This is a genomic window from Anabaena sp. CA = ATCC 33047, from assembly GCF_963870205.1.
Taxonomy (GTDB): domain Bacteria; phylum Cyanobacteriota; class Cyanobacteriia; order Cyanobacteriales; family Nostocaceae; genus Trichormus.
Window position 1 is genome coordinate 524,038 of record NZ_CAWMSA010000044.1, and the last position, 24,805, is coordinate 548,842.

Below are 24,805 nucleotides of genomic sequence, written 5' to 3' on the forward strand. Positions count from 1 at the left end.
GGATGAAGGTTAAATAAAAATTACTTCATCCTGAAACACGATACACTTCATCCTTTAGAAGGGCTGGGTCAAGCATGAACCTCAAGCAAATTGCGAAAGATACAGCCAAAACACTCCAAAGCTACCTGACTTATCAGGCACTAAGGACTGTGCTGGCACAGCTAGGCGAAACAAATCCACCGTTGGCACTTTGGCTGCATAACTTTTCTGCCGGGAAAGTCCAGGATGGCGAAAAATACATCGAAGAACTCTTTCTCGAAAAGCCTGACTTAGCATTGCGAATAATGACAGTCAGAGAACATATAGCTGAAGAAATCGCTGAATTCCTACCAGAAATGGTTGTGACTGGTATTCAGCAAGCCAACATGGAAAAACGCCGCCAGCATTTAGAACGCATGACGCAGGTGAGTTTATCCCATCCCAGTCCTGAGTCAGAACAACAGCAATTTTCCGATCCTGACTGGGATAATTTAGCCAGTTAGGAAAATTCCAAGTCGTCACACAATAGCAAACCGTTATTATTAGCTATGCAAACCCTACCAAAAGAGCGTCGCTACGAAACCCTTTCTTACCTACCCCCCCTCACCGACGCTCAAATTGAGAAGCAAGTTCAGTACATTCTGAATCAAGGCTACATTCCAGCAATTGAGTTCAACGAAACCTCTGAACCCACCGAATTTTACTGGACAATGTGGAAGCTGCCTTTGTTCAATGCTCAAAGCACCCGCGAAGTATTGGGCGAAGTTCAAGCTTGCCGTTCTCAATATCCTACCCACTACATCCGTGTTGTAGGTTTCGACAACATCAAGCAGTGCCAAATCCTCAGCTTCATCGTACACAAACCCAGCAGATACTAAAAGCTGATTTGGTTTAAATAATTTATCCATCAAAGAGAGGTAGAGTTTTCTATCTCTCTTTTTTTAGCCACACACTATTAGTGATGCTTGGGTTAATTGGTTTAGATAAGAATTGCTTATACTAGATGTAGCAACACTCCTGTGAAGAATCTGCCAATGACATCATGACATGAGGCAAGTTTTAGCAGTGTGACAACAAGGTTTAAACTCTACCGAATATCAGACATTTATACAACACTTATCCAAATAGTCTTAAGGCATAAAATAAGAATATTGACAGGTTATTCAAGGTGAAATTATGACAGCAATTGCTTTAGATGAAGCGTCTCAACATTTACCAGAATTAATTGAAGCAGCACTGGGCGGTGAGGAAATTATCATCATGCGAGATAATCAACCTGTTGTAAAGTTAACTCCTGTAGAGCCAGTTAAACGCCGCCGCCAACCTGGAAGTGCCAAAGGCTTAATTACAATAGCTGATGACTTTTTTTAGTATTGCCCACCTGACTGTAATTGCAATACAGTAATTGGTGCAAGATGTAAGTAAATGAATATTGTAAAATTACTAACTTTTTATTACCATGTTTAATAACTTAGATTTTCTTAAAGCACACCCAGCATTCGATAAGCTAGAAATTATTAAAAAAGGAACTTATTATACAATCTATCGGCCAAAGACTGACAGTGATAGGGATTGTTACAAAACTTTATTTCTACAATATTTCAAAAACTTTGTTATTCTTATTGAATATGGATGTTTTATTGATCATTTTATAATTATTGAACGAAATTATTTTGACAATACTAAAGCACATAACTTAAAAGAAAAATGTTACCGTTTTTTACCAAAGCTAGATGAGGATAATAGTAGCCGACCTCAAGATGGAGACCTTTTAGATGAAAAAAAATATTGGTCTATTCTCAATGATAGCTTTGTTCAAGAAATAGAAATATGTTATCGCAGGATTATAGATACAGAAGATACCCATACAAGTAGCTATAGATTAGTATCTGGTGGTATTTTGCATACCAGAGCTATTGCTACTTTATTTAATCTTCTGTCTGCGCTTGAAAATATATGGAACTCTTTCAAAGCATTAAATATAGTTAAAAGAACAAGATTTTTGCCTATCTCTTCTACGAATTTCCCCCACATTACATCAAAAGACTATTTAGAAGACACAAACATAAATAAATTGTCTGATCTTAAGGAAGTTATCCTTTTGAATGATGACGAAAGTAGTTACCGTTATTTCTATCCTGAAGATGTAGAAGCAGAAAAGGAACGTCGTCGCAAAGAAGCAGCAGCAAGAAAGAAGGAACGGGAGCAGGAAAGAAAGGAATATATGCAACTAGAGGCAAGAGAGTGGGTAAATTTTGGATATTATGCAGCTATGGTTGACGAGGGAGAATTAGCTCCTGATGATCCTAGATATCCCTTCTGATCAGAAGTGCCACTTTATCTGGGTATTAAGTTTTTTTTAGTTGAGCTACTGAGCAACCAGGAATTTTTACCAAAAGATTAGTAAACATAAGATACCAAAAAAATTTAACATTAATTGAATACAACATTATCAGTGATAATTTTATGAGTTATTACATTGCTCCGCGATTTTTGGATAAACTAGCTGTTCACATCACTAAAAACTTTTTAAATCTTCCTGGTGTGCGCGTTCCCTTGATTTTGGGTATTCACGGACGCAAAGGTGAAGGAAAAACTTTTCAATGTGAGTTAGCTTTCGAGAAAATGGGTGTGGAAGTTACACTCATCTCTGGCGGTGAATTGGAAAGTCCCGATGCAGGAGATCCAGCCAGGTTGATTCGGTTGCGCTATCGGGAAACCGCAGAACTGATTAAAGTACGTGGTAAAATGTGCGTACTGATGATTAATGATTTAGATGCAGGTGCGGGTCGCTTTGATGAAGGCACTCAATATACTGTCAACACTCAGTTGGTGAATGCCACACTGATGAATATTGCTGATAATCCCACAGATGTACAATTACCGGGAAGTTACGATTCAACACCTCTAAGGCGTGTACCAATTATTGTCACAGGTAATGATTTTTCTACCCTCTACGCGCCGTTAATTCGAGATGGGCGGATGGAAAAATTTTATTGGGAACCTCACCGCGATGAAAAGGTGGGAATTGTCGGTGGAATTTTTGCAGAAGATGGACTGTCACAACGTGACGTAGAAAAGTTAGTTGACAGTTTCCCCAATCAATCAATTGACTTTTTTAGTGCTTTACGTTCCCGAATTTACGACGAACAAATCCGCGACTTCATTCATCAAGTGGGTTATGAGAATGTCTCGTTGCGCGTGGTGAATAGTTTAGAAGGGCCACCAGCATTTAAAAAACCTGATTTTACCTTGTCTCATTTGATTGAGTCTGCTAACTTCATGGTGGCTGAACAAAAACGCATCGAAACTTCTCAATTGGTGGATGAATACAATCGTCTGAATCGAGGTAGAAGTTATCAACCTGCATCACCTGTTGCCGAAATAGCAACGAGTCAGCCGTCACCGAATGGAGTTAATCAACCCCAGAGTGCGAGTCCCCATATCAGCCTAGAGACACAAGAACAAATCCGGCAAATCTTGGCTCAAGGTCATAAAATTACCTTTGAACACGTTGATAATCGCCGTTTTCGTACAGGTTCTTGGCAAAGCTGCGGTACAATTCACGTCGATGCTGAGTCTGATGCCATCTCGACTTTAGAATCTTGTTTAGCAGAGTATAGGGGTGAGTATGTGCGCTTGGTAGGGATTGATCCGAAAGCCAAGCGACGGGTTGTGGAGACGATTATTCAGCGTCCGAATGGGACAAATTAGGAGGACTGACGTAACTGGTATCATACCCTAGCCCTTATCTTGAGGACTTTAGTCCTCAAGATAAGGGCTAGAGCCGCTTACTACAAACAAAAAATTAGTCTTTTTTGTCACACTGGCGAAGGTTATACCCAGATACCCGACTTCTCAAATAAGTCGGGTATCTATCTGTGATCTTGAGCTACTTACCAGACAGAAAAGCAAATTCTGATTGAATATTCCAGCGTCTACCGTCGTGAATCAACAGCGTTAACTTGTCTGCTGTAAACTCAAAGTGTAGCTGACGATGTTCAAATTCTGGCCATGCAGCTTTAAAGTTTTGTTTGGTTAAATCTCGAAACGCTACCGTTAGATGCGGCGCAAACGGGCGGTTTTTGCCAACTTTGTCAATAATTTCTAAGTTGGCTTCTAGATGCAGCATCAAGTCACATTGTAAACTCAGCAGTTCTGCACTTCTGACTACATTTATATATATGACGCGAGGCACAAAGGCGGCAAACCCACTGAGAGTCATAGATAATGGCTGCTGCTGTTGGGCGAACTCCAACAAAGATGCTTCCATCCTTGATAAATCATCATTCACCCATTCAAAGGGCGGTTGTAAAGTAATGTGTGGTGGTGACTTTTGCGCGTGCTTACTAGCATAGTTATCAGCAAAGTGCTGCTTGATTTCGTTGGCGTAATCTTGAATATGCTGGGGTGGTAGCAGCGCAATGAAAAATCGGCTTTTGGAGGAATTCAAAATACAACAAGATAAAAGCAGATAATCTTTACAGATATTAGAACATATTCGTGATCAAGGTTGCTAGGAAAATGCCGTGGTTCGTCAAGATTGAGGAGGGGAAAGTGGATAAATCCATCTTTGACCAATACATACCTGCTCATAAAGCCTATGTTCAAGAGTTAATTGCCCAAGGTCATCAAGCCAAATCAGGTTATTGGGCAAGATATGGCGGTGGGATGTTGCTGTTTGAGGCTGGCTCGATGGAGGAAGCCGAGTCCATAGTCGCTAATGACCCCTTGGTGAAAAACGGCTGTGTCAACTACAAACTTTATGAATGGAAAATTGTTGTTGAATAATACACAATTACCGAAATTAGTGTTATATTATGTTTAGACCTGGATCTATGCGACTGCAACGCCTAAACCTTGTCAGGACCGGAAGGTAGCAGCAACACAGGATGCTTGTGGTAGGCGTAGTCTCCGGGTCGCCCTATTTGTTAGGAGCAATCACCAGCAATGGCCGGTTTTGGAAATTTGGTTCAAAAAGCTTTTTACCTTGGTGTCGGGTTAGCTTCTTACGCAGGTGAGAAGGCCGGGGAAAAACTAACTGAACTGCGATCGCAAGCCCAAAAACTGGCGGATGAAATGGTGGCTAAGGGCGAAATGACCACAGAAGAAGCCCGGCGGTTTGTGGACGATATGATGAAGCAAGCCCAACAAGCACCAACATCGGCTGAGACTCCTGAAAAACCGCCAGCTTCCGAGCCTCGTCGCATCGAAATTTTAGAGGACAACGAAGAACCGACGGTCAAACAAGCATCAACAGAAAATGTGGATCAACTCCGCGAACAAGTGCTAGAACTGCAAGAAGAGTTAAAGAGATTGCAAAAAGATTAGTCATTAGCAACTTTTTAGCTGTTGCATCAGCAGTTAGCACCGTGCAACGGTATTGAATCACATCCACAAGAATCTATAATAGATAATACCTAGGGTGTACTCTAGTGCTTCAAGCCAAGTAGCACTAAGCGTCCTGTTGACCGTCAGTATGGGCGTTAAATTTATGGAACAGTGGCAAAAAGATTTAATGGAAATTGTCGAAACCGTGGCTGATGAAGTAGAGCGTCTTTTCCTAGGAATGAGTGAAATGGTAGATGCTTTTTTTGAGTTATCAGAAGAAATTGTCGAGGAAGTTCAGAACTCCATTGCAACTGAAGTTGACCAGTATCTACAGGAGATAACTGAACCGTTTTTAGACGTTTATGAGGAACTGGAAGACATTATAATTGATGCTGATCCGGGTTTTCCCTATTCAGTTGAACCCTCAGCCGAACAAAATCCGGCTTGCATTGGCTGTCAGAATTATCATGGTCATGTGTATGGTGGTAATTTATTAGTTTGTGGTATCCATCCACATGGCTGGGATGATGGGAATTGTCCAGACTGGGAGAAAGAGTAGTGTTGAGTGGTGATTGCGGAATGTTAAGTTAGTAATGTTTGGTTTCTCTATATTGCTAACACAGCTACCGCAGTAACTTATGAGTAATTCCTCACCTGAAACAGTATCTCAGTCTAGCCAAGAAATGAAGTATGGCGAGCGTAACATTGCGGAAGGAGAATTAATTACCTTTCCTAACCCGCGTGTGGGTAGACGTTATGACATTAATATTAGTTTGCCGGAATTTACTTGTAAGTGTCCATTTTCCGGCTATCCTGATTTTGCGACAATTCATATTACCTACGTGCCTGATGAGCAAGTTGTAGAATTAAAGGCTTTAAAACTTTATATTAACAGTTACCGCGATCGCTATATTTCTCACGAAGAAACAGCTAACCAAATTCTCGATGATTTTGTCGCTGCTTGTGAACCTTTAGAAGTGACAGTGAAAGCAGATTTTGCGCCTCGTGGTAATGTTCACACTTTTGTAGAAGTGCGTCACATTAAGTAAATTAGGTAGGGGATGAGGGAGATGTAGCTTTAGCTTCTCTTTCAGAGACGCTAACGCGAACCCGCAGGGTGGGAGATGAGGGAGATGAGGGAGAATTTTTTACCCAGTCCCCAGTCCCCAGTCCCCAGTCCCCAGTCCCTATACTGTAGTAGACTGGGAACTTAAGCTGTCTAAAATTTCTAAAACTTCTTGTTCAAAAGCTACTTGAGCGCGATTAGTTTTACCACCAATATACAAGCGATCGCCTGTTTTTAATGCCCAAATTTGGGAGTGGGAAAAATAACTCATCACTGTACCCAACATTAACACAGCAAACCCTGTATAAACAATGGGAATACCAGGGTCAGCTTTAATTTGTAAGCCAGTGCTACCAACTACATCTAAAACTTTCAGTGTCACACCATTAACTTGGGTAGACATTCCCGCGCGGACAGTATCAACTAATTTACCTTCAGCATCGTAAATTAACACCATCCCCTGCAAGTCTTTAGCTAATAGGGAGACTCCTGTACTCATATCTGGTTTGGTAGGAATCCAAGTCCCCCAAATTCGTCCCTTACCATTGGTGTTTAATAATGCCATTGGTAGCTGAAAAATCGGACTTTTGTTAATCCGAATTCTTACAGATGAAATTCCCCAATCAGTTTGATAGAAAGTTACGCCATGATAACGCAAAGGTTGATTAACAAAAATCTTTTTGTGGTCAACTTCCTCTCCCTGACTATTCAAGACTGACATATCAGAATAAAATTGGTCAATGCCACCTTTAGGAGTGTAATCAATCCAAAAACGATTCACTTTTATAGACCAATCTTTGGGGATTTGGGCAGATGCTAAAGGGCCAGCATCAATAATATTTTTAACTTGAAAAGTTTCACCACTGGGAATCATTTCTTGGGCAATAAACCCGGTCATTGCTCCCCAAATTGCCCCTAATAAAATGGCGACAATACCAATATGAACAATAATTGGGCCGATGCGTCCGATTATCCCTTTACGGGCGTAAAGAATATCATCCTTTTCTTGAAAGATTTTATAACGACGGTTTTGTAAAATTTGGCTTAAAGAATTTAAAGAACCAGTATCTAGTTCTGCACTTAAAGCGAGTTTTTGAAATTGTCGTGGTTCTTCGTAATATTTCCAGCGACGGGCTGCTTTTAAGGCTGGTAACTGACGGGTGAAAGTACAAGCAGTTAAGCTAGTCCCGAATAAAACCAGTAAAGCTAAAAACCACCAAGTGCGGTAAACATGATCTAAGCCTACGACTTGAATCACTTTCCAAGTCAGGAAACCGAATAAAGCCGGGTGTTCTGGGTAGTTAGCTTGATAGAATGCGGGTGATTGACCTTGCTCGATGACAGTACCAGTGATGCTAAAGAGGGCGATGATTAATAATAGAGCGATCGCCAGTCGTAAATCTGTCAGTACAGGTAAAAACTCTCGCCGCAAAAATCGCCCTGGTACTGACCACCAAGGGGAAGGGGTGGACACGGAATTATCTATAGTCATTGCTTACAAACTGCCAAGGGGAATCCGAGAAATTAGAGAAAATACGCCAAATCCGACCAAAAGCGCGCCGCTAACTGGATTTATCCAACCAGACCAGCGACGCAATTCTAGTAATCTTTTAATTGCAGCTGTAAAAGTACCTGCTACAATTAAAGGTGCAACATATCCGGCTGTATAGGAAATTAACAACACAGCACCTAAAACTAAGTCTTGGGTATTCGCCACCCAACCCAACAGACTGGCTAAAACAGGTGTGCTACAGGGGGAAGCGACTAAACCAAAAGTTAAGCCAATAGCATAGGAACGCACCCCAGGCGGTAAATCTGAAGAAATCCAATTAGTATCACCAAAAGAGGGGAGTTGCAGAGGTAACGCTTCCAGTAAATTCAACCCCATGATAATGGCGATAATGCTCACAATAATCGGCAAACCCAGCCCTATTTGACCGTAGACTTTGCCGACCAAAGCAGCTATAATACCTAAACCTGCCAATGTCGTGGCTAACCCTAGAGCAAACCAAGTTGATTGAGCAGCTGCTTGCAGACGGCTTTTAGCTTCATAACCGCCAATGTAACCGATGGTGATGGGCAGCATAGAAAGCATACAAGGAGTCAGGCTAGTAAGTAAACCGGCTGTAAAAATGATGCCAATACTCAGCAAACTCAAGTGTGTTAGTTGTTGAGAGACAAGGGTGTTGGCAAATTGTTCTAGTTGATATAGTCGGGTTTGCAGATTCTCCAGCATGGGGTATTAGTTGGGCAAGAAATGCTTAATCTGCTTGAATTGTAGCTTACTTTGGGGTGTAAGGGTGTAGTGGTGTAGGGGTATAAGGGTATAGGGGGATGAGGAAAAGTAAGAAATTAATAACTAATAACTAATGACTTTAAACTTGTTTCTTTTAGTTTTCGCTAGTGCGTCACTGTGCTAGTTAGAGGCTCAGATTTTGCACTATTTCTAATTAGCATAAGGCGATGCACACCCAACAACTTGAAGCTAAATTTTTGAGCAAATTCCCAGCAATGCCCACCCTACACATCACTAATGACTAGCAATAATTCTTACTTTTGTATTGTGGGTGAATTTATGGGAACAGAAGGTGTAGAATCACTGCGATATTGCTCAAAACCTAGATATCCCAAAAACAATATTAATCCTAGCAAAGCCAGAACTTGAAGAGATTTTTCGATGGTAATAAAACCGCGTATAAATTTATTCATTGCCATCATTTTGCTTTGATGCTCAAATTTCTACTTAAGTAACTACATTATCTCAATCTCAATTTTCGCAAACTAGCGATCGCTGTAATTTTCCGATTCTACAAAATCTGACAAGCTCTGCATTTTTTCGCTTTCATACCTAAGATTCTGCTTTTACGAAACAGCGACAGCGTAACGCACCAGTATTCATGGTTTGGTGCATTACGCTAAATGCTAACGCACCCTACTGGATTGACACAGCTAATTTAGTGCATTAGGAAACTCTTGTGGGATGGTCATCTTGACCGTCCTGTGCAGGCAAGATGCCTGCACCACAAGAAATCTTGTATTATATTTGTGCATCATTTTAGTCGTGTCAGTCCACTACAAGTATTTAGATTTAGAACCTAAAGTATTTAATAAATCCCGCAACACCTGAAAAAGTTACGATAAATACACTGTAGTAACTCCTCCCGCACCTCTACCCCAGACTCAATCATTGCAACGCTGAAAGTCTGATGAATATGTATTTCTAGATATTGAGTACATTCCTAATATTTGTTAAGAAATATATATTGGCAGATGAGATAATAGTAGGCGAAATATTGTACTAGCCATTAGCCACATTCAATATCTATATATATCGTTTTCTCACCTAACGAGGTAAAAACTTATCTGCGTTTATCTGCGTTTATCTGCGTTCAATTCTGACTGATTTTACCTCACTTGAATGGGTATTGCTATAACTCAGCATAATTCCCAGCATAAATATAACAATAAACTTCCTGGCTCTGGCTATTTATCAGGTTTTTATTTCCGGGTTCTCTGCATCCAATAAACCACCCATAGAAGTTGAGACAGGGAAACAAATTAATGAGTAAAAACTTTGCTATTATTGACGGCAATGAAGCTGTCGCGCGTGTGGCGTACAAATTAAACGAAGTCATCGCCATTTATCCTATCACCCCCTCATCACCGATGGGAGAATGGACGGATGCTTGGGCGGCGGAAAGTCGTCCGAATTTGTGGGGAACTATCCCCAGTGTAGTACAGATGCAAAGTGAAGGCGGCGCGGCGGCGGCGGTGCATGGTGCATTACAAACAGGTGCTTTAAGTACCACTTTCACCTCCTCTCAGGGACTCTTGTTAATGATTCCCAACCTCTACAAAATTGGGGGAGAATTAACCAGCACTGTCGTTCACGTTGCGGCTAGGGCTTTAGCTACCCATGCACTATCTATTTTCGGTGATCATAGTGACGTAATGGCAGCCCGTGGTACTGGGTTTGCTATGCTGTGTTCGGGTTCGGTGCAGGAAACTTATGATTTTGCTGTCATAGCTAACGCGGCTACTCTAGAAACACGGGTTTCCTTCTTACACTTCTTTGATGGCTTCCGCACCTCCCATGAAGTGCAGAAAATTGAGTTATTATCAGATAATGATTTGCGATCGCTGATTAACGAAGACCAAATCTTTGCACACCGCGCCCGCGCCCTTTCCCCAGACAAACCATTATTACGGGGTACAGCCCAAAACCCTGATGTTTTCTTCCAAGCCCGTGAAGGTGCTAACCCTTACTACAACGCCTGTCCTGAGATTGTACAGGCAATCATGGATAAATTCGGGGAACGCACAGGCAGATTTTACCAACTTTATGAATATCACGGCGCAAAGAATGCCGAGCGCGTGATTATTCTCATGGGTTCTGGTTGTGAAACCGTCCATGAAACAGTAGATTATCTGAACGCCCAAGGTGAAAAAGTTGGGGTTCTGAAAGTAAGACTGTATCGCCCCTTTGATATTAGCAGATTTATCCAAGCTATACCTAAGAATGTCAAGGCGATCGCAGTTCTCGACCGCAGCAAAGAACCAGGAAGTGCCGGAGAACCTTTATATTTAGATGTAGTCACCGCTATTCATGAAGGTTGGGGAAAGAAAAAGCAGCCCAAACTTGTCGCCGGGCGTTACGGGTTATCCTCAAAAGAATTCACCCCAGCGATGATCAAAGCTGTCTTTGATAACTTAGCCCAAACTACACCTAAAAATCATTTTACCATTGGGATTCATGACGATGTTACCCACACATCCCTAGACTATGACCCGACTTTCTCCACCGAAGCGGATAACGTTGTACGGGCGATGTTTTACGGGTTGGGTTCTGATGGTACAGTAGGAGCTAACAAAAACTCGATTAAGATTATTGGAGAAGGAACAGACAACTACGCTCAAGGCTATTTTGTCTACGACTCCAAAAAATCAGGTTCAATGACGGTTTCACATCTGCGCTTCGGTTCTCAACCAATACGTTCTACCTATCTCATTAACCAAGCTAACTTTATTGGTTGTCACCACTGGGGATTTTTAGAACGCATCGATGTGTTAAAATCGGCGGCGACGGGTGCGACTCTTTTAGTCAACAGTCCATACAATGCGGATGAAGTTTGGGAAAATCTACCCCCGCCGGTAAAACAGCAAATTTTAGATAAGCAACTGCAACTTTACGTCATCAATGCCAACCAGGTGGCGCGCAATAGTGGTATGGGTGGAAGAATCAATACCATTATGCAAGTGTGTTTCTTTGCTTTAGCTGGGGTATTGCCACAGGATGAGGCGATCGCTAAAATTAAACAAGCGATTGAAAAAACTTACGGTAAAAAAGGCGCGGAAGTTGTCCGCATGAACTTGCAAGCCGTAGACCAAACCCTAGATAATTTACATCAAGTCAAAGTCCCCGATGAAAAAGGTAAATGGCTAGACGCAGCTAACCAAAATCCCTTTCCTCACAACGTCCCGGCATTTGTCGAGAAAGTTTTAGGTAAAATCATGGTGTGGGAAGGTGATGATTTACCTGTGAGTGCTTTACCAGCAGATGGAACATTCCCCACCGGCACAGCGAAATGGGAAAAACGCAACGTTGCTCTAGAAATTCCCGTGTGGGATGAGAATATCTGCGTTCAGTGCAGTAAGTGTGTGATGGTTTGTCCCCACAGTGCAATTCGCGCTAAGGTTTATCAACCGAGTGAATTAGCGAATGCGCCGACTAGCTTCAAGTCAACCAATGCCAAAGACAAAGACTTTGCTAACCAAAAGTTTACTATTCAGGTAGCACCGGAAGACTGTACAGGTTGCGCTATTTGTGTGAATGTATGTCCAGCCAAAAACAAAGCTGAACCCTCACGCAAAGCCATTAACATGGCGGAACAGCTACCTTTGCGAGAACAGGAGCGAGAAAATTGGGATTTCTTCTTAAATTTACCCAATCCTGACCGCAGACAGCTAAAACTCCACCAAATTCGCCAACAACAACTGCAAGAACCATTATTTGAATTTTCTGGAGCTTGTGCTGGTTGTGGTGAGACACCTTATGTTAAACTATTGACACAACTATTTGGCGATCGCGCCGTCATAGCTAATGCCACAGGTTGCTCATCCATTTACGGCGGAAACCTCCCTACTACCCCGTGGACGAAAAACGCCGAAGGAAGAGGCCCCGCTTGGTCAAATAGTTTATTTGAAGACAACGCCGAGTTTGGTTATGGCTATCGTCTCTCAGTCGATAAACAAACGGAATTCGCAGCAGAACTCTTAAGACAGTTTAGCAGCGAACTAGGAGATAAACTCGTTGACTCCATCCTCAAGGCAGAACAGAAAACCGAAGCTGATATCTGGGAACAACGGGAAAGGGTGAAACAGGTACGGCAGAAATTAGATAAACTGCTGATTAAGGAAAAAGACACCCAGCGTAAACTAGCCATTGAAACCCTAAAATCTCTCGCTGACTATCTAGTGAAGAAAAGCGTCTGGATTATTGGCGGTGATGGTTGGGCTTATGATATTGACTTTCATGGGATAGACCATGTATTAGCCAGTGGTCGCAACGTCAATATCTTAGTCATGGATACAGAGGTTTATTCTAACACAGGCGGTCAATCATCCAAAGCCACCCCAAGAGCCGCAGTTGCGAAGTTCGCCGCTAGTGGTAAACCTGCGCCGAAAAAAGACTTAGGCTTAATGGCGATGAACTACGGTAACGTATACGTAGCGAGTGTAGCGTTAGGCGCGAAAGACGACCAAACACTCAAAGCCTTTTTAGAAGCAGAAGCCTTTGACGGGCCATCCCTAATTATAGCATACAGTCATTGCATCGCCCACGGGATTAACATGACTACCGGGATGAACCAGCAAAAAGCCCTGGTAGACTCAGGGAGATGGTTGTTGTATCGTTATAATCCATTGTTGCAACAACAGGGTAAGAATCCCTTACAATTGGATATGCGATCGCCTACCCAATCAGTAGAGCCATCCATGTACCAAGAAAATCGCTTCAAAATGCTCACCAAGAGTCATCCAGAACTAGCTCAACAACTGCTAGAACAAGCGCAGGCTGAAGTTGATGCACGTTGGCAGATGTATCAATATTTAGCCAATAGGTAATAGTGAATAGGTAATAGGTACAAGCCTATTACCTATTATTAATTGGTATGGATTTACCTTACTTCGCGCCCCTCCGCCTTTAAAAACCCCATCCCTCTGGTAAAGTCAGAGGAAAATACACAAGTAAGCGAAAATAAGAATAAGCCTCGCGCAAAGGCGAGCCAGTGCGTTGGGCGGCTCCGCCGACTTGTAGCAACTGGCGTGCAAAGACGCAAAGAATAAAACAACAAAACCTCAGCGTACCTCTGCGTTACCTCTGCGCGACGGCAGTCGCTACAAGTCCGGCGATCGAACGCGCTGCCTCCCCTCCGCGTTTAAAAACCTCATCCCTCTGGTAAAGTAGGCGGAAAATACAAATAACAAAAAAATGAAAATAGGAATCTTAGGACTAGGACTAATTGGCGGCTCATTAGGTTATGATTTGCGATCGCAAGGACATCATGTAGTCGGAGTCAGCCGCAAACAAACCACCTGTAAAACAGCAGTAACATTGGGTAGCGTCGATGAAGCCAATATCAATCTTAGCCTGTTAGCCGACACAGAAGTTGTATTTATTTGTACACCCATCGGCCTCATCGTCCCACAAATGGCACAATTAATTAAACACCTATCCAGCAATACCATAGTTACTGATGTCGGTTCAGTCAAAGCACCGATAGTCAAAGCCATTGCGCCGACGTGGGAAAATTTTATTGGTGGGCATCCGATGGCGGGAACAGCAGACAGTGGAATAGAAGCAGCGCAAAAGAACTTATTTGTGGATAGACCTTATGTGTTAACACCAGATGATACCACACCAAAAAGAGCGATCACAGTTGTAGAGGAAATAGTGCGATCGCTAGGTGCTAATATCTATTATTGTCAGCCAGAACAACATGACCGCGCTGTGAGTTGGATTTCTCATTTACCCGTCATGGTGAGTGCCTCACTAATAGCAACTTGTCTGAGTGAAACTGACCCAGAAGTATTACAATTAGCGCAAAACTTAGCTAGTTCTGGGTTTAGAGATACTAGCCGAGTTGGTGGAGGTAATCCAGAATTAGGCGTAATGATGGCGCAGTATAACCGCCAAGCACTGCTAAGTTCATTACAACAATATCGCCACCAGCTTGATGAAATCATCAACTTAATTGAGCAAGAAAATTGGACAGATTTAACAGCAAAGTTGCAGTCAACCCAACAAGCAAGACCTAATTTTGTTGATTAAATTGACGGTGCGTTATTAGTAGGTTAACGCACCCGAAAAGTTAATGTATTTAGATAGTTAAGTTTATTGGGATATTTTTCCTGATAATTACTTTTTTTGTTACAATAGCAATTTAGTAAATAAAATTATCTCACACCCATATATTGTTCAATTTTGCTGCAATAGCAATTGAACAAACTTGACATCAACAAGTAGCAGTATCCAGCAAACTTGAAAAACTGAATTGAGGAATAACATAATGAAGTATGGCATTGACATGGGTCATAATTGCCCACCAGACACCGGAGCAAGAGGTATCAAAGTTGAGGACATTTTAACCATAGATGTAGGAAATAGAGTTATCTCGAAATTAAGAGCTTTAGGACATGAAGTCATATCATGTAACCCAGAAAGAGCAAGTTCAGTCAGAGATTCTCTGTCACAAAGATGTAACAAAGCCAATGCAGCCAGAGTAGAAGTTTTTGTTTCAATACATTTTAATGCTTTTAACGGAAGAGCTAATGGCACAGAAGTATTTGCCGCTAGTGAAGCCGGCAGAAGAATTGCTCAACCTGTTTTAAATGAAATTGTCAAATTAGGATTTTTTAATCGTGGAGTCAAGAGTGGTTCCCACTTGTTTGTTCTCCGAAATACAAATATGCCAGCAATTCTAGTAGAATGTTGCTTCATAGATTCTCAAAAAGATATGAATATTTTCGATGCAGAAGCAACAGCTAATGCAATTGTGAAAGGTTTAACAGGTAAATTGCCTACGACACCTGTAAATGTAATTCCAGATGAAGAACAGAATATAGATACCAGTATATTAAGGCTGCAAAAAGCTTTAAATAGATTAAAAATTACTGATAGAAATGGTAAAGCTCTCGCGGAGAATAATCAAATCAATGCCGAAACCAAATTTGCCATTGAAAAATTTCAAGGTATAGTAGGAGTAGAAAAAACTGGTATAGCAGGTGAAACTACCTGGAATGCTATTAATCTAATTTTAGCCAAACGCATTATCAGACGAAATCATGGCGGTGGGCCAGTAGTCCGATATATACAATACCGAGTAGGTGCTGATGTTGATGGGATTTTTGGGCCGCAAACAGAAGCAGCAATTAAGAGATTTCAAAGACAGAATGGTTTAATTGCTGATGCAATTGTTGGGCCAATGACTTGGAGAAAATTGATCGGTTAACACACATCTTGCACCTGTTCCTCAATGATAATTTTTGTAGGGTGGGCATTGCTTGCAACTTGCTGAAAGCCTTAGTTTTACGTCATTGGGTGTGCATCACCTGACGCTTATTGAGAAAGGTGCAAGATAGGAGCTAATTTTAATTATGGGGATTTCCCTGTTAAGAGTTGCCCGTTAAAAGTTCCCTCTTAAAGCATTTAAACAGTCTGACGTACCCTACAAGACATTTGTAATGTGACACTTGCGTAATATCATGTCCGGCTAATTACTTATGATAAGTTTTCGATGCTGATCTTTTCTTGTTCCCTGTTCCCTATTCCCTGTTCCCTATTCCCTGTTAAGAGTTCCCTACCCCAACAGATATGATAACTATTCAAACGGACATGATATAAGTAACTAATTCAGTTGTGTCATCAAGCTTTGACAGCTTCACGAAAAAAACTTTTCCTCAAATTGGTGAGAGGGTGCATAAATAAATCAAGGTCAACCTATTGAGTGAGTGAAGGGGTTGAAACCCAACAAACAAACCAACACTAACACTTGAGAAGCATGACCATGAAATTCCGTAACTTAACAGGTTCTTTACTCACCGCTACCGCACTATTAACCAGCACAGTTCCCGCTTTTGCAGGGCCTTTCGATGTAAAAGCTAGTGGTATTTTCCAACCCGTGAAAGTTAACCCCGGTGCAATTGGTAACGTCAAACCTGCGACACCAGCATCCACAAGCAACCCAGTTGGTAACAGTGAAATTCAAGGTTTAGGCGACCATCAATCATGGGTATCTCCCGATACCCTAGCAAAAGACCCCCGTGCATTGTGTAGCGATGTTGGTTTAGGAAACAACACCCGCACCAGCACCAGCAAAATTGCCTTAGCTACCTCTACCAGCAGCCGTTCTAGTTCATCTCGCAGTCATAACGATGGCGGTGGCGGTGGTGTCAGCATCTTTGGTATTGGCGTTAGTGGTAATGGTAGTAGTCAAGGTAGCCGAAATCGCAGCGAATCTAGAAATAGCCGCCGCAACAGCACAGAAGAAGCTAGTAGCAGTTCTTCTACAGTAGTGCAGGGTAAAAATTGCGATGCTTTCGTGAACGCCGCCGCCGCCAGAGATATGAACTATCAAGATAACCTCACCCGCCGCTATGAAATTAAAACAGGTCGTCGTGGACAACAGGTTAACCAATTACTGGAAAATAAATAATAATTAGGGGTAATGGGTAAAGTCTCATTTCCCATTCCTCCCAGTCTGAAACCATTAATTAAGAGTGTTAAATTTTGGATTTTGAATTGTTACGCCGCCGGGGTTAGTACCCTGGCAATTGCTTTATTTAGCTGAGGAAAAGTATGAATACCAGAATAGGAGGTGGAATAATTGCCGTCTCTACAACCTTATTATTGACTATCACACCCTTAGTCAGTGCTGAAACTCCTGCGCGCTCAATTCGTGACTCACAAATTTTACCCTATCTATTAGAGAATCCCCGCGATCGCTCATTGGTGAGGGTACGTTGTGTTTCCAAATTCCGACAAGAACAAGACAGAAAGCGCAGTATCATCAGGGATAGTCTATTAAGACCAAACGGCCAAGGCAATGATACTGTCACCATTGAAATAGAAGGTAGCTGTCGTCATGTCAGAATTCGCTCACAAGACTACTTAGACTATTCTCATTATCCAGCTAACCCGGATTTTGAAGATGATTGGTTAACCCGCCAAGGTTCAGGATGGGACTGGCTGTTGAGACATCAACGTTAAACTCAGGTGAACTATTTTTGATTTTTTCCAGCAACAGGCTGCATAAACCCAAAATCATCAACCTATTGATTAAGTGAAGGGGTGAACACCCAAAACACTGCAATCAAAGGAAGATGTGATCATGAAAACCCAAACCTTGTTAAGTCTCGCCTGTTCTCTTTCTGTTTTAGGTTCTTTAACACTACCCGTTACAGCTCAACCAGTTGCCACCGAACCAACTCAACCCCAGGTAGTCAGCCCAGAAATTAGCATTCCCCAAGATACAGCCCTGATTGTCTCATTCCCCGCACCTGTGACTGTAGATGTCGGGCAGAAAAAAGACTATCCTCTGACTGTTCCTTTAGCTAGTGCCATTCAAGATGCTGAAGGAAATACCATTGCACCAGAAAACACTCCTGTCACCATTGTCTTAAAACCCAGTGAAGGCGGTGCCAAAATTGTTGCTCAATCTATAGTCATCAATGGCCGCATCGTTGCCATTAAAGCATCTAGCCAAATCATCCCCGGTACTACCATTACCCACAAGCGAGCTAATGACAAAGCCGTAGAAAATGGTTCTATTTGGGGTAGAATTGGCGGTAGTACCTTGGGTTTCTTCAGCAACGGTGATCCAGATCAGTTTGACCGGGGAGCGATGTTAGGTAGTGCTGTTGGTTTGCTCTCAGGTTTGCGTTCCGCAGAAAACACCCGTGTTGTGCAGATTCCCCAAAGTAGCGTTTATGTTTTGTCGCTAGAAGCTCCTATCACTTTATCTCTTCGTTAGTGACAGGAGACAGGCGTTTACAAGCTTTGTTCAACATCTTCTTTCCCTACCCTTTGGGTTGTCACAGGCTCATGACTGTCTTGTGTCTTGCTGTTAGGGTTAATCAACAGGTGATAAACTTCCGACAAAATTAGTCTAATTTTGTCTCTCAAACTCACCCTAGCTGAATAAGAAAAGCCAGCTTGGGAAGAATTCAGATACAGCCTCAGATGATAGATTGTGCAATCTCATGATAGGTAGGGTTGCATAATTATTCTCACCGCCTTAGCTGTTTGAGTTTTCCTAATGCAGATGTTTTAACTTGAGTGTGAAATCAGTATAAAATCATAGGATTTCATTGGGATTGTTATTCAAGCCGCAAAAAAATTCTTTCAATAAATCACCTAATTTCTTATATTAAATCTAAGTATTTCTTCAAAGACATAATTAGTCAGTTTAAGTCGAAGTTACTGGGTTAAAACTATTGAACCACAATTTTTTTTAGCTAATAATTGCAGTATGAGTTAAGCAATACAAGCTTAATCCATACAGATGGTAATGTTTTCACTCAAGTATTTTCGAGGAAAAAACAATGGCGAACATTAATGTTTTTGAATCCCATAATGTTGGTTCTGAACTGTTTATCGATTCAGAAAACTTTTTGCAAGACCTAAATGATGAAAATGCTATGGCTGTGCAAGGAGGACAAGGTGATGGATTCCCTCAATATCTTAACTACGGTCAGAAGTTTCTAGAGTATGGCTTGAACGGATTTGCAATCAATAATATTGTATCTATCGTCAAGACATATACTGGTGCCGTTGGTATGGGAGCTGCTCCTAACGGTAATGGCGGTGCTCCTGCTCCTAACGGTAATGGCGGTGCTCCTGCTCCCGGCGGTAATGGTGGTGCTGAGTAATAGATTGTAATTCGTTGCTTAATAGGATTTAGCAACTAAACGCTGAATCCTATTACATTTCACCCCATCAGGACTTACGCAACTGGCATATTAGTAGGGTGCGTCAGATATCAAAAATACTTTTATTGACAGCATTTAAACAGTCTGACGCACCCTACAAGACATCTGTAATGTGACACTTGCGTAAGTCCTGCCAATGATAGGATGAATGAAGTGAAGCATTCATTCTATTCAGACTTTGTATTTTGAATATATTAAATTAATGATTTTTCAGATTACCTGAGAAAATTTAGGCTTTTAATTCAACAAACTTTGATAATTTTACTACGCCCATCTTTTGATGTAACCCATTAGGAATAAATTCCCAACCTACTTGAAATTATAAATCTAACTCCAGACAGAATCAAAATAAAATCATATAGAATTAATTTACTAAGTATTAATGTCTGAGACAAAAATATATTAGGTAAATTGAAAGCGATGTATTTCATAACAATTATATATCAAGATTTACCAACTAAGTAAAAATTACAGGAGTTATGTCACACACTACTGATCAATTCCCCAATTCTGAAAATGCAGAATCTGCTAGTGGTAAATTGTTAACGCCTTTTCAACGAAAATCACTGCTGAAGAAATTACAAACTGATTTACAACCAAAATATCGCCGACGTATCGAAATTATGTTGTTGGCAGATCAGGGAAAATCTCAAACCCAAATTTGTAAAATATTGGGTTGTTCTTACCACATGGCACGATACTGGATTAGTGTAGCAAAAGCTGGTTTAGCCCACCAATGGCAGGAGCAACCTATAGGTAGACCAAAAAGTGTTAATGAGGAATATCTCCAATGCTTGAAAGATTTGGTAAACCATAGTCCCCGTGAGTATGGCTATCCCTTTCAAAACTGGACTGCACAATGGTTAAGTAAACATTTAGCCAAAGAAATGGGGATTGCAATTACTGAACGCCACATCAGTCGTCTACTCAAACAAATGGGACTATCTACTAAACAAAAAAATCATATCTCTAGACAAGATGCTGACAGTAGACAAGATGCTGAGATTACAATCAAAGACTTGCCACCGCCCTGTGATTCTAATTTACAATTAATAGTTAATTTCTTTGTAAATTGATATCACACTGTCAGGTGTCTATCTGATAGGGGTTTTGAGAAATAGCCTCTTACTCTACTGGGTTAAGTATTTCACATTCCAGAGGATGCAGGATTGTTAAATGAAAATTCTGCCTATTTTCTGCTTGCAAATACTGTTGCTGTAAGGGTTGCCATTGTTGCCACCACTGAACACGATTGGCGGCTAACAAACTCGCAAATGTCGGTAATTTAGTTTGAATTTCTGACTTGAATACATCCCTCAGCCACTCATCCATCACTACACTATCTTGAATATTGCCCAAAATGTCTTGAATACTTTTGATATCTGCAATGTAAGCTGAGTAAGACTCACCATATAACTCGGTAAATAGTTCCATTTGGTAGCGCATCCGCTTGGCTTGTTTTCGTAAATCGTGGATGATTTCGCCGTGAGTTGTCAATTGTTTTTCTATATCTTCTGGTGTGGAGTCGGTATAGATTTTCACTTGAGAATCAAGGAGATGAGTACCTACTAATAATCCTGGATGCAGCAAGAAACTACTGACTTCAGGTAAAAGTAAGTCTGGTAGTACCTGCTGAATAGGGATAGATGCTAAAGGTTTATAAGTTGGTGTTTCTAACCAATCTTCTAAAGTTTGTTTGAAAGACTTATAAGCATCATCCTTGAGTGTTGTCAGGGTTTTAGTTAGTGCATCTTCACGCTGTTTAGCTAAAGCACTAAAAGCTTTTTGCAGAGATTTCTGTTCTTTAGGAGGTAAATTTGGTTGATAAAGGGTTTCTAAATTTTGCTTTAATACGTCTAAATCACGCAGATTACCGAGGCGACGAGCAATTTTACCTATATTTTTATCACTGGCTGGCTTAGGTAAGTTTAGTACAATCTCAAATCTACTAATAGCTGTGCGTAAACGACGCATTCCTACCCGCATTTGGTGTAATGCTTCTGGGTCTTCATCTTTCTTAACAGGTTTTTCCCATTTGATAATTTTACTAAAGTGTTTTTTCATAGCCTGATAGGCGTATTCTCCTAGAGTTTTTACTGTAGGATTTGTATCTAAATTCATAGATATTAGTCATTATTTACTTAGTTTATTGCATAATAACATTAGTTGAAAAATCCATCTATCCTTTGAGAGTTATTTTTTATATTATGCTCGCAATTAAGAAGTGATATCAATCTGGACAGTTATGTAGCTGAGAAAAATATGCAATTGCTGTGATAGCTATGAACTATTAGTTATTTAAGATATGATTAAGTCTTTTTTGTATAGTGATGAACTAATTAAAATAGTAGGATTAATATTTGTGAATTAAAGAGAGTAGTCAACATGGCAATCTCAAATTTAATCAAGCAATGTGTCCTGAGATTTAGCGCGAGTTTTCAAGAACACAGACAAGACCTTTCCGCAGTCAGACTAACTCAAAGTCAGTATTTATGGTTGGGTTCGGATGAGACGGCAACAATTGAGCGGTTATCTGTGGCTGATGGTGAGCAATTTACCAACCATAAACAATTTCGTGTAACTGAATTTATTGATTTACCTGCGTCAGAGGATGAGGAAATTGATATTGAAGGTTTAGCTTATGACGATTATTATTTATGGTTAGTTGGTTCTCATAGCTACAAGCGTAAAAAACCTAAGCCTGATAAAAGTGATGCCAAAAATATTGCGAGGTTAGCTAAAATTGAATCAGAACACAACCGCTATGTTTTAGCCAAAATTCCCTTAGTCGATGGAGAATTAATTAAGTCTTGTCCACATCCTGAGAAACCAAAAGAGCAGTTAAGCGCAGCCAAATTAAAGTTAACTAAAGATAGTAATATCCTGATGGCGGCTTTAGCAGATGACCCACATTTAGGAAGTTTTATAAAAGCTGGGATTCCTGGAAAAGATAATGGTTTAGATATCGAAGGTTTAGCCGTTTATCAAGGACGAGTTTTTTTAGGTTTGCGTGGCCCAGTATTGCGGGGTTGGGCGATAATTTTGGAACTGGAATTAAAAAATTATCAGCCTGATTTATTGAAACTAAAAGAAATAGGAGAGGGGAAAAAAGAGTATAAAAAGCATTTTGTTTGGTTGAATGGTTTGGGTATTAGAGATTTATGTTGTGATGGGGAAGACTTGTTAATTTTGGCTGGCCCAACTATGGATTTAGATGGGGTAGTGCAAGTTTATCGTTTAAAAGATGGGGTGAAGTTGCAAGAAAATATTCTCAATACTCCAGAGTTGGTGCAAGAAATTCCGCATGGCGATCGCAATGATCGGGCGGAAGGAATTACTTTATTTGAGGATATCTCTGGAGTACCGTCACTACTGGTAGTTTATGACTCTCCCGCCCCGAATCGGCTAGTGGGTGACGACAGCGTGATTGCTGATGTTTTTCAGTTGGGTTAGAGGTTAGTTGAGATTGCTTGTACTGGACAGGTAGGAATACACTGCTCACAGACAATGCAACGCGATCGCGTGAATGTCAGTTTATAGGTTTCTGGGTGGAGAGTCAGGGCTTCTGTAGGACAAACCCCAGTACATAAGCCACAGTGAACACACAAATCTTCATCAATGACAATTTCCCCCAAGCTGAAGGAAACGTTGATATGTCGCGATCGCATCCACTCAATCGCTGCATCCAACTGATCAATATCTCCTGATAATTCTACGACCAGCTTACCAATTTGATTAGGCGCAACTTGAGCGCGAATAATATTCGCAGCAACATTGAAATCTTTAGCCAGCACATAAGTCACTGGCATCTGGATTGCACGTTTGGGAAAGGTGAGAGTAACTCGTTTTTTCACAGATTTCAGCAGAGACTTTCATCTCAATGATAGTCAAGGGTGGGGACTGGGGATTGGGGACTGGGGATTGGGGATATATGTAGAGACTAAGCATGCTTAGTCTCTACAAGTCAATAGTTAGTTGTGATTCCGCTTCCTCGGCTCACCTCAGTTAAACTAAAAGAGAAATTACTTAATATCATTTAATAAAATGTTATGACTACAAATTCACCAGCGAAGCCGGAAACTACTGTTGGGACTAGATTGAGAAATTTTTTGATAGTGATAGTAGCGATCGCTCTCAGCGTTGCCTTATTCTTAGGACTGCGGGCTGAAAAAACTTCTGTTTCCCTTGCCAGTTTAGAAGAAACATCCACACCCTTAGAAGTAGCGACTACCAACGGTAAACCCTCACTTGTAGAGTTTTACGCTAATTGGTGTACTGTCTGTCAAAAAATGGCCCCTGATATTGCCGAATTAGAACAACAGTATGCTGACAAGGTGAATTTTGTCATGCTGAACGTAGATAATACCAAGTGGTTGCCTGAGATGCTGAAATATCGAGTTGATGGTATTCCCCACTTTGTATTTTTAGATCAAGAAGGGGAAACTGTGGCTCAAGCTATAGGTGATCAACCTCATACAATTATGGGCAGTAATTTAGAAGCTTTGGTGACTGGTTCATCTTTGCCCTATGCTCAAGCCAGTGGTAAAGTTTCTCAATTCTCAGCACCAGTGTCACCCACATCTAGCCAAGATGATCCCCGTAGTCATGGGAGTCAGGTAGTTAATTAGGGGAATGAGGGGGACAAATCAATTCAAAATTCAAAATACCCTACGGGAAGGCTTACGCCTACAAAATTCAAAATTCAAAATTCAAGAATCCTTGGGAAATGGGGATAACTAACTATTGTTTTGTAGAGACGTTGCATGCAACGTCTCTACATATATCCCTAGTACCCAGTACCCAGTACCCAGTACCCAATCCCCAGTCCCCTATTATTTAAACCTGGGATATTGGGGACGGCAAGGAGTACCCCAACAGACTTGTCCGGCAGGTAGATCAGAAAAGACACTACTACGCGCGCCAATGACGGCATTAGAACCAATCTGCACTCCAGGCCCGACAAAGCAATCTGTGGCTAACCATACGCCGTTACCAATGGTGATGCTGGCTATTTTCAAGCCAAAGGCAGGATCATAAATATCATGGCTACCAGTGCATAAATAACTTTTTTGAGAAACTACGCTGTGTTCACCGATATAAATCTCATCTAAGCTGTAGAAAACTACATCGTCACCAATCCAGCAATAATCGCCGATGGTGACTTTCCAGGGGTAGGTAAAACGTGCAGTCGGTCGAATGACTACGCCTTTGCCGATACGCGCCCCAAATAATCGTAATATCGAGCAACGCAGACTATTAAACGGGTGGAGAGTCAAAGGAAAAGCGATCGCCTGTACAAACCACCATAGTAAAACATACCAACCAGGCCGCCCCCTATCAAACCCAGATTGGTCATATTTGCGTAAATCTACAAAGGATTGGTCATTAGTCATTAGTTATTAGTCATTAGTTATTAGTCATTAGTTATTAGTTATTAGTCAT

At 41.2% G+C, this 24,805-nt stretch carries 26 protein-coding genes and 1 other RNA gene; 20 read left to right on the forward strand and 7 right to left on the reverse strand.

All coding sequences use genetic code 11. The features are described from left to right. The first annotated feature begins 74 nt into the window (after positions 1 to 74). The 5 genes from rcbX (at position 75) to AACS98_RS14245 (ending at position 3,693) form a co-directional block, all read left to right on the forward strand. Positions 75 to 482, forward strand: coding sequence for a RuBisCO chaperone RbcX (gene rcbX / locus AACS98_RS14225; RefSeq protein ID WP_066380855.1), 408 nt, complete (start codon positions 75 to 77; stop codon positions 480 to 482). 45 nt (positions 483 to 527) lie between these two features. Next, positions 528 to 857: a ribulose bisphosphate carboxylase small subunit gene (locus AACS98_RS14230; protein ID WP_066380858.1), complete on the forward strand. Its 330-nt coding sequence runs from the start codon at positions 528 to 530 to the stop codon at positions 855 to 857. A 298-nt stretch (positions 858 to 1,155) separates the two neighbouring features. Continuing rightward, positions 1,156 to 1,350, forward strand: a complete 195-nt coding sequence (locus AACS98_RS14235) for a type II toxin-antitoxin system Phd/YefM family antitoxin (protein WP_066380861.1) — start codon at positions 1,156 to 1,158, stop codon at positions 1,348 to 1,350. 88 nt (positions 1,351 to 1,438) lie between these two features. Beyond that, positions 1,439 to 2,302: a hypothetical protein gene (locus AACS98_RS14240; protein ID WP_232317154.1), complete on the forward strand. Its 864-nt coding sequence runs from the start codon at positions 1,439 to 1,441 to the stop codon at positions 2,300 to 2,302. Positions 2,303 to 2,445: 143 nt separating this feature from the next. Then, positions 2,446 to 3,693, forward strand: a complete 1,248-nt coding sequence (locus AACS98_RS14245) for a ribulose bisphosphate carboxylase small subunit (protein ID WP_066380864.1) — start codon at positions 2,446 to 2,448, stop codon at positions 3,691 to 3,693. Positions 3,694 to 3,871: 178 nt separating this feature from the next. Here AACS98_RS14245 and AACS98_RS14250 read toward each other — a convergent pair whose 3' ends face one another. Further along, positions 3,872 to 4,432: a 2'-5' RNA ligase family protein gene (locus tag AACS98_RS14250; RefSeq protein ID WP_066380866.1), complete on the reverse strand. Its 561-nt coding sequence runs from the start codon at positions 4,430 to 4,432 to the stop codon at positions 3,872 to 3,874. A 71-nt stretch (positions 4,433 to 4,503) separates the two neighbouring features. Here AACS98_RS14250 and AACS98_RS14255 point away from each other — a divergent pair, with 71 nt between their 5' ends. The 5 genes from AACS98_RS14255 (at position 4,504) to queF (ending at position 6,359) form a co-directional block, all read left to right on the forward strand. Further along, positions 4,504 to 4,770 (forward strand): YciI family protein, encoded by a 267-nt coding sequence (locus AACS98_RS14255; RefSeq protein ID WP_066381028.1) that lies wholly within the window; start codon positions 4,504 to 4,506, stop codon positions 4,768 to 4,770. A gap of 36 nt (positions 4,771 to 4,806) precedes the next feature. Then, positions 4,807 to 4,903, forward strand: an RNA gene (ffs, locus tag AACS98_RS14260) — signal recognition particle sRNA small type. A 26-nt stretch (positions 4,904 to 4,929) separates the two neighbouring features. Further along, positions 4,930 to 5,310, forward strand: a complete 381-nt coding sequence (locus AACS98_RS14265; protein ID WP_066380871.1) for a phasin family protein — start codon at positions 4,930 to 4,932, stop codon at positions 5,308 to 5,310. Between the two features lie 163 nt (positions 5,311 to 5,473). After that, a complete protein-coding gene (locus AACS98_RS14270; protein WP_066381031.1) occupies positions 5,474 to 5,869 on the forward strand; it encodes a hypothetical protein in 396 nt (131 codons plus the stop codon). A gap of 79 nt (positions 5,870 to 5,948) precedes the next feature. Next, entirely contained in the window at positions 5,949 to 6,359 is a 411-nt protein-coding gene (gene queF, locus AACS98_RS14275; RefSeq protein WP_066380873.1) for a preQ(1) synthase, read from the forward strand. A gap of 138 nt (positions 6,360 to 6,497) precedes the next feature. Here the strand turns inward: queF and AACS98_RS14280 are convergent, their stop codons facing one another. The 3 genes from AACS98_RS14280 to AACS98_RS14290 all read right to left on the reverse strand — a co-directional run bounded on the left by AACS98_RS14280 (position 6,498) and on the right by AACS98_RS14290 (position 9,085). Beyond that, on the reverse strand, positions 6,498 to 7,868 hold the full coding sequence (locus tag AACS98_RS14280; protein WP_066380875.1) for a cytochrome c biogenesis protein: 1,371 nt from the start codon (positions 7,866 to 7,868) through the stop codon (positions 6,498 to 6,500). Between the two features lie 3 nt (positions 7,869 to 7,871). Next, positions 7,872 to 8,612 (reverse strand): cytochrome c biogenesis protein CcdA, encoded by a 741-nt coding sequence (locus tag AACS98_RS14285; protein ID WP_066380878.1) that lies wholly within the window; start codon positions 8,610 to 8,612, stop codon positions 7,872 to 7,874. 314 nt (positions 8,613 to 8,926) lie between these two features. Then, positions 8,927 to 9,085, reverse strand: coding sequence for a hypothetical protein (locus tag AACS98_RS14290; RefSeq protein WP_156481560.1), 159 nt, complete (start codon positions 9,083 to 9,085; stop codon positions 8,927 to 8,929). A gap of 852 nt (positions 9,086 to 9,937) precedes the next feature. Between AACS98_RS14290 and nifJ the strand changes: the two genes are divergently transcribed. The 8 genes from nifJ to AACS98_RS14330 all read left to right on the forward strand — a co-directional run bounded on the left by nifJ (position 9,938) and on the right by AACS98_RS14330 (position 20,439). After that, the gene (gene nifJ / locus AACS98_RS14295; RefSeq protein ID WP_066380879.1) at positions 9,938 to 13,498 is read left to right on the forward strand and encodes a pyruvate:ferredoxin (flavodoxin) oxidoreductase; all 3,561 of its coding nucleotides are present in this window, start codon (positions 9,938 to 9,940) and stop codon (positions 13,496 to 13,498) included. A 367-nt stretch (positions 13,499 to 13,865) separates the two neighbouring features. Then, positions 13,866 to 14,705, forward strand: coding sequence for a prephenate/arogenate dehydrogenase (locus AACS98_RS14300; RefSeq protein WP_066380880.1), 840 nt, complete (start codon positions 13,866 to 13,868; stop codon positions 14,703 to 14,705). Between the two features lie 238 nt (positions 14,706 to 14,943). Continuing rightward, on the forward strand, positions 14,944 to 15,885 hold the full coding sequence (locus AACS98_RS14305; RefSeq protein ID WP_066380881.1) for an N-acetylmuramoyl-L-alanine amidase: 942 nt from the start codon (positions 14,944 to 14,946) through the stop codon (positions 15,883 to 15,885). 555 nt (positions 15,886 to 16,440) lie between these two features. Beyond that, entirely contained in the window at positions 16,441 to 17,088 is a 648-nt protein-coding gene (locus AACS98_RS14310) for a hypothetical protein (protein ID WP_066380883.1), read from the forward strand. 143 nt (positions 17,089 to 17,231) lie between these two features. Continuing rightward, on the forward strand, positions 17,232 to 17,642 hold the full coding sequence (locus AACS98_RS14315) for a hypothetical protein (protein WP_066380885.1): 411 nt from the start codon (positions 17,232 to 17,234) through the stop codon (positions 17,640 to 17,642). 121 nt (positions 17,643 to 17,763) lie between these two features. After that, a complete protein-coding gene (locus AACS98_RS14320) occupies positions 17,764 to 18,405 on the forward strand; it encodes a hypothetical protein (protein WP_066380887.1) in 642 nt (213 codons plus the stop codon). Positions 18,406 to 18,976: 571 nt separating this feature from the next. Beyond that, positions 18,977 to 19,303 carry a hypothetical protein gene (locus AACS98_RS14325; RefSeq protein WP_066380888.1) on the forward strand — a complete coding sequence of 109 codons (327 nt, stop codon included), beginning with the start codon at positions 18,977 to 18,979 and terminating at the stop codon, positions 19,301 to 19,303. 539 nt (positions 19,304 to 19,842) lie between these two features. Continuing rightward, on the forward strand, positions 19,843 to 20,439 hold the full coding sequence (locus tag AACS98_RS14330) for a helix-turn-helix domain-containing protein (RefSeq protein WP_066380890.1): 597 nt from the start codon (positions 19,843 to 19,845) through the stop codon (positions 20,437 to 20,439). A gap of 49 nt (positions 20,440 to 20,488) precedes the next feature. On the opposite strand, the gene AACS98_RS14335 is transcribed toward AACS98_RS14330, so the two are convergent. Next, positions 20,489 to 21,484: a CHAD domain-containing protein gene (locus AACS98_RS14335; protein ID WP_066380891.1), complete on the reverse strand. Its 996-nt coding sequence runs from the start codon at positions 21,482 to 21,484 to the stop codon at positions 20,489 to 20,491. A 264-nt stretch (positions 21,485 to 21,748) separates the two neighbouring features. Between AACS98_RS14335 and AACS98_RS14340 the strand changes: the two genes are divergently transcribed. Next, a complete protein-coding gene (locus AACS98_RS14340; RefSeq protein ID WP_066380892.1) occupies positions 21,749 to 22,816 on the forward strand; it encodes a DUF3616 domain-containing protein in 1,068 nt (355 codons plus the stop codon). Here AACS98_RS14340 and AACS98_RS14345 read toward each other — a convergent pair. Further along, on the reverse strand, positions 22,813 to 23,217 hold the full coding sequence (locus tag AACS98_RS14345) for an NIL domain-containing protein (RefSeq protein ID WP_066380894.1): 405 nt from the start codon (positions 23,215 to 23,217) through the stop codon (positions 22,813 to 22,815). The two genes, AACS98_RS14340 and AACS98_RS14345, sit on opposite strands and share 4 nt — an antisense overlap. Positions 23,218 to 23,412: 195 nt before the next feature. On the opposite strand from AACS98_RS14345, the gene AACS98_RS14350 reads away from it, so the two are divergent. After that, positions 23,413 to 23,991 (forward strand): thioredoxin family protein, encoded by a 579-nt coding sequence (locus AACS98_RS14350; RefSeq protein WP_066380896.1) that lies wholly within the window; start codon positions 23,413 to 23,415, stop codon positions 23,989 to 23,991. Positions 23,992 to 24,195: 204 nt separating this feature from the next. Here the strand turns inward: AACS98_RS14350 and hpsU are convergent, their stop codons facing one another. Beyond that, entirely contained in the window at positions 24,196 to 24,756 is a 561-nt protein-coding gene (gene hpsU / locus AACS98_RS14355; RefSeq protein ID WP_066380898.1) for a hormogonium polysaccharide biosynthesis acetyltransferase HpsU, read from the reverse strand. Positions 24,757 to 24,805 lie beyond the last annotated feature (49 nt).

Excerpts from the sequence above, each read along its gene's own strand:
- rcbX (WP_066380855.1), top strand. The coding sequence starts at position 75 with ATGAACCTCAAGCAAATTGCGAAAGATACAGCCAAAACACTCCAAAGC.
- AACS98_RS14230 (WP_066380858.1), top strand. The coding sequence starts at position 528 with ATGCAAACCCTACCAAAAGAGCGTCGCTACGAAACCCTTTCTTACCTA.
- AACS98_RS14235 (WP_066380861.1), top strand. The coding sequence starts at position 1,156 with ATGACAGCAATTGCTTTAGATGAAGCGTCTCAACATTTACCAGAATTA.
- AACS98_RS14240 (WP_232317154.1), top strand. The coding sequence starts at position 1,439 with ATGTTTAATAACTTAGATTTTCTTAAAGCACACCCAGCATTCGATAAG.
- AACS98_RS14245 (WP_066380864.1), top strand. The coding sequence starts at position 2,446 with ATGAGTTATTACATTGCTCCGCGATTTTTGGATAAACTAGCTGTTCAC.
- AACS98_RS14255 (WP_066381028.1), top strand. The coding sequence starts at position 4,504 with ATGCCGTGGTTCGTCAAGATTGAGGAGGGGAAAGTGGATAAATCCATC.
- AACS98_RS14265 (WP_066380871.1), top strand. The coding sequence starts at position 4,930 with ATGGCCGGTTTTGGAAATTTGGTTCAAAAAGCTTTTTACCTTGGTGTC.
- AACS98_RS14270 (WP_066381031.1), top strand. The coding sequence starts at position 5,474 with ATGGAACAGTGGCAAAAAGATTTAATGGAAATTGTCGAAACCGTGGCT.
- queF (WP_066380873.1), top strand. The coding sequence starts at position 5,949 with ATGAGTAATTCCTCACCTGAAACAGTATCTCAGTCTAGCCAAGAAATG.
- AACS98_RS14280 (WP_066380875.1), bottom strand. The coding sequence starts at position 7,868 with ATGACTATAGATAATTCCGTGTCCACCCCTTCCCCTTGGTGGTCAGTA.
- AACS98_RS14285 (WP_066380878.1), bottom strand. The coding sequence starts at position 8,612 with ATGCTGGAGAATCTGCAAACCCGACTATATCAACTAGAACAATTTGCC.
- AACS98_RS14290 (WP_156481560.1), bottom strand. The coding sequence starts at position 9,085 with ATGAATAAATTTATACGCGGTTTTATTACCATCGAAAAATCTCTTCAA.
- nifJ (WP_066380879.1), top strand. The coding sequence starts at position 9,938 with ATGAGTAAAAACTTTGCTATTATTGACGGCAATGAAGCTGTCGCGCGT.
- AACS98_RS14300 (WP_066380880.1), top strand. The coding sequence starts at position 13,866 with ATGAAAATAGGAATCTTAGGACTAGGACTAATTGGCGGCTCATTAGGT.
- AACS98_RS14305 (WP_066380881.1), top strand. The coding sequence starts at position 14,944 with ATGAAGTATGGCATTGACATGGGTCATAATTGCCCACCAGACACCGGA.
- AACS98_RS14310 (WP_066380883.1), top strand. The coding sequence starts at position 16,441 with ATGAAATTCCGTAACTTAACAGGTTCTTTACTCACCGCTACCGCACTA.
- AACS98_RS14315 (WP_066380885.1), top strand. The coding sequence starts at position 17,232 with ATGAATACCAGAATAGGAGGTGGAATAATTGCCGTCTCTACAACCTTA.
- AACS98_RS14320 (WP_066380887.1), top strand. The coding sequence starts at position 17,764 with ATGAAAACCCAAACCTTGTTAAGTCTCGCCTGTTCTCTTTCTGTTTTA.
- AACS98_RS14325 (WP_066380888.1), top strand. The coding sequence starts at position 18,977 with ATGGCGAACATTAATGTTTTTGAATCCCATAATGTTGGTTCTGAACTG.
- AACS98_RS14330 (WP_066380890.1), top strand. The coding sequence starts at position 19,843 with ATGTCACACACTACTGATCAATTCCCCAATTCTGAAAATGCAGAATCT.
- AACS98_RS14335 (WP_066380891.1), bottom strand. The coding sequence starts at position 21,484 with ATGAATTTAGATACAAATCCTACAGTAAAAACTCTAGGAGAATACGCC.
- AACS98_RS14340 (WP_066380892.1), top strand. The coding sequence starts at position 21,749 with ATGGCAATCTCAAATTTAATCAAGCAATGTGTCCTGAGATTTAGCGCG.
- AACS98_RS14350 (WP_066380896.1), top strand. The coding sequence starts at position 23,413 with ATGACTACAAATTCACCAGCGAAGCCGGAAACTACTGTTGGGACTAGA.
- hpsU (WP_066380898.1), bottom strand. The coding sequence starts at position 24,756 with ATGACTAATGACCAATCCTTTGTAGATTTACGCAAATATGACCAATCT.